General features: G+C 39.1%; 7 protein-coding genes. All 7 read left to right on the top strand.

All coding sequences use genetic code 11. From position 1 onward, the window contains the following. Positions 1 to 245 precede the first annotated feature (245 nt). The 7 genes from ABES52_RS15355 (at position 246) to ABES52_RS15325 (ending at position 8,662) form a co-directional block, all read left to right on the top strand. The gene (locus ABES52_RS15355) at positions 246 to 1,994 is read left to right on the top strand and encodes an ABC transporter ATP-binding protein (protein ID WP_429652075.1); all 1,749 of its coding nucleotides are present in this window, start codon (positions 246 to 248) and stop codon (positions 1,992 to 1,994) included. A 32-nt stretch (positions 1,995 to 2,026) separates the two neighbouring features. Next, the gene (locus ABES52_RS15350) at positions 2,027 to 3,823 is read left to right on the top strand and encodes an ABC transporter ATP-binding protein (RefSeq protein WP_429652073.1); all 1,797 of its coding nucleotides are present in this window, start codon (positions 2,027 to 2,029) and stop codon (positions 3,821 to 3,823) included. A 464-nt stretch (positions 3,824 to 4,287) separates the two neighbouring features. Next, entirely contained in the window at positions 4,288 to 5,622 is a 1,335-nt protein-coding gene (locus ABES52_RS15345; protein ID WP_429652071.1) for a cytochrome ubiquinol oxidase subunit I, read from the top strand. 17 nt (positions 5,623 to 5,639) lie between these two features. Next, a complete protein-coding gene (locus ABES52_RS15340) occupies positions 5,640 to 6,653 on the top strand; it encodes a cytochrome d ubiquinol oxidase subunit II (protein ID WP_429652069.1) in 1,014 nt (337 codons plus the stop codon). A 122-nt stretch (positions 6,654 to 6,775) separates the two neighbouring features. Next, positions 6,776 to 7,438, top strand: coding sequence for a potassium channel family protein (locus tag ABES52_RS15335; protein ID WP_429652067.1), 663 nt, complete (start codon positions 6,776 to 6,778; stop codon positions 7,436 to 7,438). A gap of 133 nt (positions 7,439 to 7,571) precedes the next feature. After that, positions 7,572 to 8,216 (top strand): peroxiredoxin-like family protein, encoded by a 645-nt coding sequence (locus tag ABES52_RS15330; protein ID WP_429652065.1) that lies wholly within the window; start codon positions 7,572 to 7,574, stop codon positions 8,214 to 8,216. 59 nt (positions 8,217 to 8,275) lie between these two features. After that, positions 8,276 to 8,662, top strand: coding sequence for a VOC family protein (locus tag ABES52_RS15325; RefSeq protein ID WP_429652063.1), 387 nt, complete (start codon positions 8,276 to 8,278; stop codon positions 8,660 to 8,662). The last annotated feature ends 46 nt before the right edge of the window (positions 8,663 to 8,708 follow it).

Genomic DNA, 8,708 nt, shown 5'->3' with positions numbered 1-8,708 from the left:
GTAGGTTAACCTACATTCCTTCCAAAGAGAGAGTATTGGAAATATTTGCACCACCACAATTGACAGAGAGCCAAAAAATCGTTTGTTTGTCTAAATCAGTTGAGGCAATTGTGTTAACTCCATCTTTATAAGGAGTTTCTTCCAACTATTGATGGATTTTTAAGAATTTTTTAAAAATAAGTGGAAAATTATTTAGAAACCCGATATATTAGTTTATACGACTAATATGATAGGAGTTGGGATTTATGGAAACGTTTAGGAAGTTAAAACCATATTATTGGCCTTACAAAAAGTATTTTTTCGTTTCCCTTTTATTTTTACTTTTAGTCACTTCCATTACCGTTGTCTATCCGATGATTTTACAGTTAACGATTGACGAAGCGGTGTTGAACGGCATGTACGAATGGATTCCTTATTTATCCCTGGGACTTGTCGGATTTATGGTCATTAAAGGGATATCGTCTTTTATCCAACAATATTTCGGAGACTTGTTTGGGATTCGTTCTGTTTATGAATTACGCAATGGGTTGTATGAGAAACTGCAATATTTGCCTTTCCGATATTATGACCGAGCGAAAACCGGGGACTTAATGTCTCGCTTAACTGCGGACGTAGAAGGTTTCCGTTTTTTTCTTTCCTTTGGCATTACGGAGTTGTTACGTCTTGTTTTATTAGTAACCGCGAGTTTTATTGTTATGCTATACTATTCAGTTTCGCTGACGTTTGTTACATTTATCACTCTACCTTTTCTGGCGGTCGCTGTATATAAGTTTGATCGGTCTGTTCATCCTGCATTCCGTGGCGTGCGGAAAGCATTTGGTCGACTGAATACGAACGTGCAAGAAAATATTAGTGGTATTCAAACTGTCAAATCGTTATCACGAGAAGGATTCCAAATCGAAAAGTTTAATTCCTCCAATGGAAAGTATAAAGAAAACTATTTGCATACCGCTTCTGTTTGGGCCAAATATTTCCCTCTTATGGAGTTTATTGGGAATATGAGCGTTGTCATCTTGCTTGGATATGGAGGATATTTAGTGATAAACAATCAACTGAAGCCAGGGGAGCTTGTTGCATTTTACAGCTTAGTTTGGTACATCATTTGGCCGATTATGAATTTAGGGTTTACGATTAATTTGTTTTCTCAAGCGAAAGCGTCAGGTGAGCGGCTACTTGAAATTTTAGAGGAGAACGAAGATATCAAAGATCAAGCGGATGCGGTAGATGTAGCCCATATAAAAGGAGATGTAAAATTTGATCACGTAACCTTTACGTATCCAAATGCGTCTGAACCATCGTTACAAAACGTTTCTTTTACAGCGTATCCTGGAAAAATCATCGGATTAATTGGTGCAACAGGTTCAGGAAAATCAAGCATTATCCAACTTCTATTGCGCTTTTATGAACCAGAAAAAGGGGCGATTTTCATCGATGACCGTCCAATCCATGAATATCAACTGCAATCATTACGAAAACACATAGGAATTGTTTTGCAAGAAACGTTTTTATTCTCTTCTTCCATCAAAGCGAACATTGCCTATGGACGTCCAGAAGCCACCATGGATGAGATTATCGATGCGGCGAAACGTGCCCAAGCTCACGATTTTATTATGGAACTTCCTGATGGCTATGATACGTTGTTAGGGGAACGTGGGCTTGGATTATCCGGCGGGCAAAAGCAGCGCATTGCCATCGCTAGAGCGTTGTGTACGGACCCTAGCATCCTCATCTTAGATGATGCGACAAGTGCGGTGGATATGACGACTGAAAAGAAAATACAACAAGCGTTACAAGAAGTGATGAAAGGAAGAACAACCTTCATCGTTGCACATCGTATTTCATCTGTACAACATGCCGACGAGATTCTCGTATTAGATGAAGGACGTATCGTTGAACGAGGCGTTCACGACACGCTCAAGCAAAACGGTGGAATTTATCAACGCATATTTGAAATTCAGTATCAAGACCAACACCATTATGTGCATGCGAATTAACGAAAGAGGTGACGTGATTGGGGAATACAAAGGTGAATGAACAAATATTACAACGGTTTCGATATTCAACGGACCAAGTGATTGATAAACCGTTTAACTGGAATCAAATGTGGCGTTTGTTGTCTTATATGAAACCTTATACGAAAAATTTACTACCATTGTCTTTTATCACAGTGATCATCAATACGGTGATTCGATTAGCCATCCCGATTATCATTGGGGTATACACATTAGATGGAGCGATCCGAAATAAAGACATGGATTTATTTGTACGCTTCATTATTCTTATTTTTGGCTTGTACTTTCTTTCTTACATTGCCAACTTTTTTCGAATTCGCTGGATGAATCAGCTTGGGCAAAGTGTCATTTACGATTTGCGGCAACATTTATTTACCCATGTTCAATACTTGTCCCATCGTTTTTTTGACCAACGTTCAGCCGGATCCATTCTCGTTCGAATTATGAACGATATTAATTCCTTACAAGAACTATTTACCAATGGGGTTATCAACTTATTAATGGATTTTATTTTATTACTTGGTATTGTTGTTATTTTAACAACATTAAGTCCGGAATTAACCCTTACGGTTATGGTGATATTACCGATTATGTTTTTCATTTCGACTAAGCTCCGTCGCAATATTAGACGGTCATGGCAAATGGTTCGATTAAAACAGTCAAAATTGAATTCTCATTTAAATGAAAGTATTCAAGGAATTCGCGTTACGCAAGCCTATACGCAAGAAAAAGAAAATATGGCGTATTTCAACGGCATTAACTATGAAAACTTTGATAGCTGGCGAACGGCAACGAGAAAAAATGCGATGTTTCGCCCGCTTGTTGAAATAACAAATACGATTGGAACGGCTATTTTGATTTGGTTTGGTGCCCATTTAATTCAAAAAGGGTCTCTTTCGTTAGGGGAATTTGTTTCTTTTGCCTTTTATTTAGGAATGTTTTGGGAGCCGATCTCAAGACTAGGGCAAGTTTACAATCAGCTGTTAATGGGGATGGCTTCCTCCGAACGAATTTTTGAATTTTTAGATGAAAAACCAATTGTATCTGAGAAAAAAGACGCTAAACCAATTGAGCAGATGCAAGGACATATTGCATTCGACAACGTCTCGTTTTCGTATGATCAAAAGCGACCAGCATTAAAAGGGATTACTTTGAACATTCGGTCAGGCCAAACGGTTGCTCTTGTTGGCCATACCGGTTCTGGTAAAACGACCATTGCGAATTTAATTAGTCGATTTTACGATCCTACGGACGGTGTGGTTAGAATTGACGGAGAAGATATTCGAAATTACACGTTATCTAGTTTACGAAGGCAGATCAGCATCGTGTTGCAAGATACGTTTATTTTTTCTGGAACCATCATGGAAAACATTCGTTTTGGACGCCCTGAAGCGACCGAAAAAGAAGTTATTCAAGCTGCTAAAGAAATTGGAGCAGACACCTTTATTCAAAAATTGCCGAACGGTTATGAAACAGAAGTAGAAGAGCGGGGAAATATTTTATCTGTTGGGGAACGGCAATTAATATCTTTTGCAAGGGCTCTATTAGCTAATCCGAAAATCATTATTTTAGATGAAGCAACAGCAAGTATCGATACCGAAACAGAAATCCAAATTCAACGTGCGTTAAAACGATTGTTGAAAAATCGAACAGCCGTCATCATTGCCCATCGCTTGTCAACCATTCGGGAAAGTGACCAAATCTTTGTGTTGGACCATGGCGAGTTAATCGAACAAGGAACTCACGACCAATTAATGGAAAAGCAAGGGACATATTATCGACTTGTTTTATCTCAATTTGGTGAGGGATGATTTCCCTCTTTTTCTTTTGAGATTGAAGGATTGATGTATGATCGATGTAGTCCTTTAAAACTTATCGAATGGCTATGTTATATGTCATTGTTGATATTTAGCAAGTTATTTACATGAAGCGAAAGGCGGCGACTCCAGCGGGAACAAGAAGCCGCAAGACCCTTACTTGAGCGTAGCGAGGGAAGCGGCTTGCACCTTGCCCGCGGAAAGCGTCCGCCACAAGCGTAATGTATACATATCAACAGTATCGTTTAACAGACATTCATGCCAATTGCCATTGGCACACCGATGAATGAAATAACAGTAAAAGTTATCCACAGTTATTTTAGGGTAGAGCCTATCGAATAAATGTTTGTGAAAAATGTCACAAAATATTCATCTTCTACACCTCATCCGCTGCCTTTTAGGTCTTAGAATAGAGTAACAGGATAGTTTTTAAAGAACCTAAAGGAGGTTGAGACGTTATGGAATTCGATAACGTCATCCTAAGCCGTTTGTTAACGTCATTAACGTTAGCGTTTCATATTATTTTTGCGACCATTGGGGTAGGGGTTCCGGTAATGATCTCTATTGCTGAATGGATGGGCATTAAAAAGAAGGACCCTCATTACCTATTATTGGCGCGTCGTTGGACGCGAGGATTTACGATTACTGTGGCAGTAGGGGTTGTAACTGGAACGTGTATCGGTTTGCAGCTTTCGATGATATGGCCGACGTTTATGCAAGTGGCTGGTCAAGTCATTAGTTTACCATTGTTTATGGAAACATTCGCTTTTTTCTTTGAAGCGATTTTCTTAGGTATTTATATATATACATGGGATCGATTTAAAAATCAGTGGCATCATTGGTTACTAACGATTCCGGTCATGATTGGTTCATCAGCATCAGCTCTCTTTATTACAACCGTAAATGCATTTATGAATACTCCACAAGGGTTTGAACTAATTGGTGGAAAAGCGGTGAACATTGATCCGATAGCGGCGATGTTTAATCCAGCTACACCGACAAAAGTATTTCACGTTTTAACGTCTGCCTATTTAACATCGGCGTTTATTTTAGCCAGCATTACCGCTTTTGCCATGCTACGTGGAAAACGAGGAGCGTATCATAAAAAAGCGCTAAAATTAACGCTCGCAATGAGCGTCATTTTCTCAATAGGGACAGCGGTTGCAGGAGACCTCTCGGCAAAATTTTTAGCTAAAGTGCAACCGGAAAAACTAGCGGCTGCTGAATGGCATTTTGAAACCGAAGATCATGCGGATTTAATTTTGTTTGGTACATTAAATGAAAATAACGAAATTGAACATGCGATTAGAATTCCGAACGCATTAAGTTTTCTTGCGGGAAGTTCGTTTGACACTGTTGTTACCGGGTTAAATGAGTTCCCGGAAGATGAACGTCCACCATTATGGATTCATTATATGTTTGATTTAATGGTCGTCATCGGTTTTTACACGTTTTTTGTGTCTCTTATTTATTTTGTATTAAAAAAAGTGAAAAAATGGAACGAACATCATCCACTTTATTTGTGGTTGGTTGTAGCGGGTGGTCCGTTAGCAATGCTTGCGATTGAGTTTGGATGGATTTTTGCTGAAGTTGGGCGGCAACCGTGGATTTTACGAGGGTACATGAAAGTATCGGAAGCGGCAACGACAAGTGGTGGATTAGGCGGTACATTTATTGCTTTCTCCATTTTATATGTCATCCTTTCCATCTTCTGTTGTGTCATCTTAATTCGAATGTTTAAAAACAAGCCGGCAGAAGTGGAATTAGAAGAACGCTTTTCCATCGCTGGATAAGACAAGGGGGGAGAACGATGACTGTTGAAATCATTGGGATTACAGTATTATGGCTATTTCTTTATGGATATGTAATCGTCGCTTCCATCGACTTTGGAGCAGGGTTCTTTGCCTTTTATGGAAAGTGGACGAAGCGTGACCACGTGATTAATCAAGTGATTAAACGGTATTTAAATCCGGTCTGGGAAGTAACAAACGTTTTTTTCGTCTTCTTCTTTGTCGGATTAGTCGGGTTTTTTCCAGATACCGCTTATTATTACGGTTCGGCCCTCCTTATTCCCGGAAGCGTTGCGCTAATTTTGTTAGCGATTCGTGGATCGTTTTACGCATTTGAAAACTATGGTTCGAAACAAAATATGGTCTATTTGTTTTTATACGGAGCGACAGGGCTCCTAATTCCAGCATCACTTTCGACGGCGTTAACGATTTCTGAAGGGGGCTTTTTACAAAAAGAAGGCGATAAAGTGGTATTTTTAGCAAAAGAGTTGTTCACAAGTCCCTATTCATGGAGTGTCGTCTTTTTAGCGATTGTATCCGTCCTGTTCATTAGCGCTGCTTTTCTAACATATTATGCAGACCGGGCAGGGGATATCGAGGCCCGAACGTTACTTCGACGATTTGCTTTATTTTGGAGTCCGCCAACGATTGTGGCAAGCTTTCTTGTGTTTGTTGCTTTAAGTGAACATAATCCGGAGCATTTTGCGAATGCCTTGAAGTATTGGTGGATGTTTGCTCTTTCTCTACTTTGCTTTTTTGTCGCTTCCTACTTTATTTATAAACAAAAACGATATGGAACAGCGTTTATCTTTGTTATGTTTCAGTTCTTTTTTGCCTTCTTTGGCTACGGAGTGTCTCACTTACCGTACATCCTTTACCCATACGTCACCATTCATGACAGTGTGACGAACATAACGATGGCAACGGCATTAGTCGTCGTGTTTATTGCAGGCTTGCTCTTGCTTGTACCATCCCTTTATTTACTCATGCGACTATTTTTATTCGATGCAGACTATGTAAAAGGAAAAAAATAAGGATTTACGAAATGCTTGACCGAACATTTCCTTCGGTTAAGCATTTTTATTTTTTTCTAACCAACAAATATTTATGGTAAAATAGGAATGATGTTCGATCATCTAATAAATGGAGGATGACCATGAAAAAAGAGTTTGTCGTCATTGGTCTTGGGCGTTTTGGGGGAAGCATATGTCGTACGCTCGTCGACCAAGGAATGGAAGTACTTGCGATTGATAAAGATGAAGATCGGGTTAATGAATATTCAAAAATTGCCTCCCATGCGGTGGTTGCTGATACAACGGATGAAGAAGTATTAAAAGAGTTAGGAATCCGTAATTTTGACCATGTCATTGTCGCTATTGGTGATGATATTCAATCAAGTATTTTAACGACGTTAATGCTAAAAGAAATGGGCGTCAGACATATTACAGTCAAAGCACAAAATGATTATCATGAAAAAGTGTTACGAAAAATAGGTGCCGATCATGTCGTTCATCCCGAGCGTGATATGGGCCGACGTATAGCGCATAACATCGTTTCGAACAATGTGCTTGATTACTTAGAGTTATCCGACGAGCATAGTATTGTTGAAATCGTAGCTAATGACGTGCTCGCTGGGCATTCCATTTTACAATTAGATATCCGCGCCAAATACGGAATCAATATTGTAGCGATTAAGCGTGGAAATCAAATTAACGTGTCCCCACAAGCAAATGAAGTCATCCAAAAAGGAGATGTATTAATCGTCATTGGGGCGGACTCGGATATTAATCGATTTGAGAAAAAAGTGATGGAAGATTAATAAATAATAAGCCGATGGGAGCCATCCCATCGGTTTTTATTATGAAAATTCTACCTATCTTAATGCAAATTGGTTTGATTGGATATAAAGTGAAATTATAATAAAATTAAACGTATTGAAAGGAGAGGAGAGCATGAACAGTTTATTAGAAGCTATTGAACACTATAAACAAAATGCTGGTAAACGTATTCCAGATGAAGTACGAGCAATTATGGCAAAAGCGACGGAAGAATTAAAAGCTTCGGACAAAGGAAAAGGGCTAAAAGTTGGTGAGCAAGCTCCTGATTTCTCACTTCCAGATGCGACAGGTAAGGAAGTACAGTTATCATCGTTAGTAAAAAAAGGGCCAGTCGTACTTACCTTTTATCGAGGCGCTTGGTGTCCATATTGTAATCTAGAACTTCAGGCGTATCAACAAGTGCTAGAAGAATTACATCAAGCTGGAGCAGAGTTGGTCGCCATCAGCCCACAATCACCGGACAAATCATTAACGACCAAAGAGAAAAACGAACTCTCTTTTTATGTTTTAAGTGATGTTGGCGGCGAAGTTGCCCAAAAGTACAATTTGTTGTTTACTTTACCTGATTATTTAATTGATGTGTACAAAACATTTCAATTAAACGTCGATCAATACAATGGTGACCAGTCATGGAATTTACCAGTTCCGGCAACATTTATTATCGACCGTGATCAAACGATTCGCTACGCTTATGTCGATGAAGACTATACAAAACGAGCTGAGCCAAAAGAGGTTTTAGAAAAAGTGAAACAATTATAACATGTACCTCCTGTTGAGGTATCTTTTTTTGTCAAAGTGAATTTCTAGGAGTGATGACGGTGATCAAAATTGAAGGTATTCATCATGTCAGCCTTGTAGTAACAGACTTAGAGCGAGCCATCACTTTTTATAGAGATCAACTAGGATTAAAGGAAATTAAACGCCCACCGTTTGATTTTCCAGGTGCGTGGTTTACCATTGGAGAGAACCAACAATTGCATCTGATCGTACACCCAACATCCCAAACGTTACGAAAAGATGGGGGGATAGATTCAAGAGACGGTCACTTTGCCATTCGTGTGAAAGATTATGAGGCTACATTGAATCATCTTAAAAGACAAGGGATCGAGGTAAAAGAAAAACCAAATAGTCGAAGTGGATTTAAACAAATTTTTTGCACCGATCCCGATGGAAATATTATTGAATTTCATGTTCCCCGGAACTAACAATAAATAAACCCGTACCGCTAAGATGAACTGCACCCCTTAAAGT

The organism is Aeribacillus pallidus, assembly GCF_050478865.1.
Lineage (GTDB): Bacteria > Bacillota > Bacilli > Bacillales > JACDOC01 > JACDOC01.
Note: the sequence above shows the minus strand (reverse complement) of the source record. Positions and strands in the feature narration are given on the sequence as shown.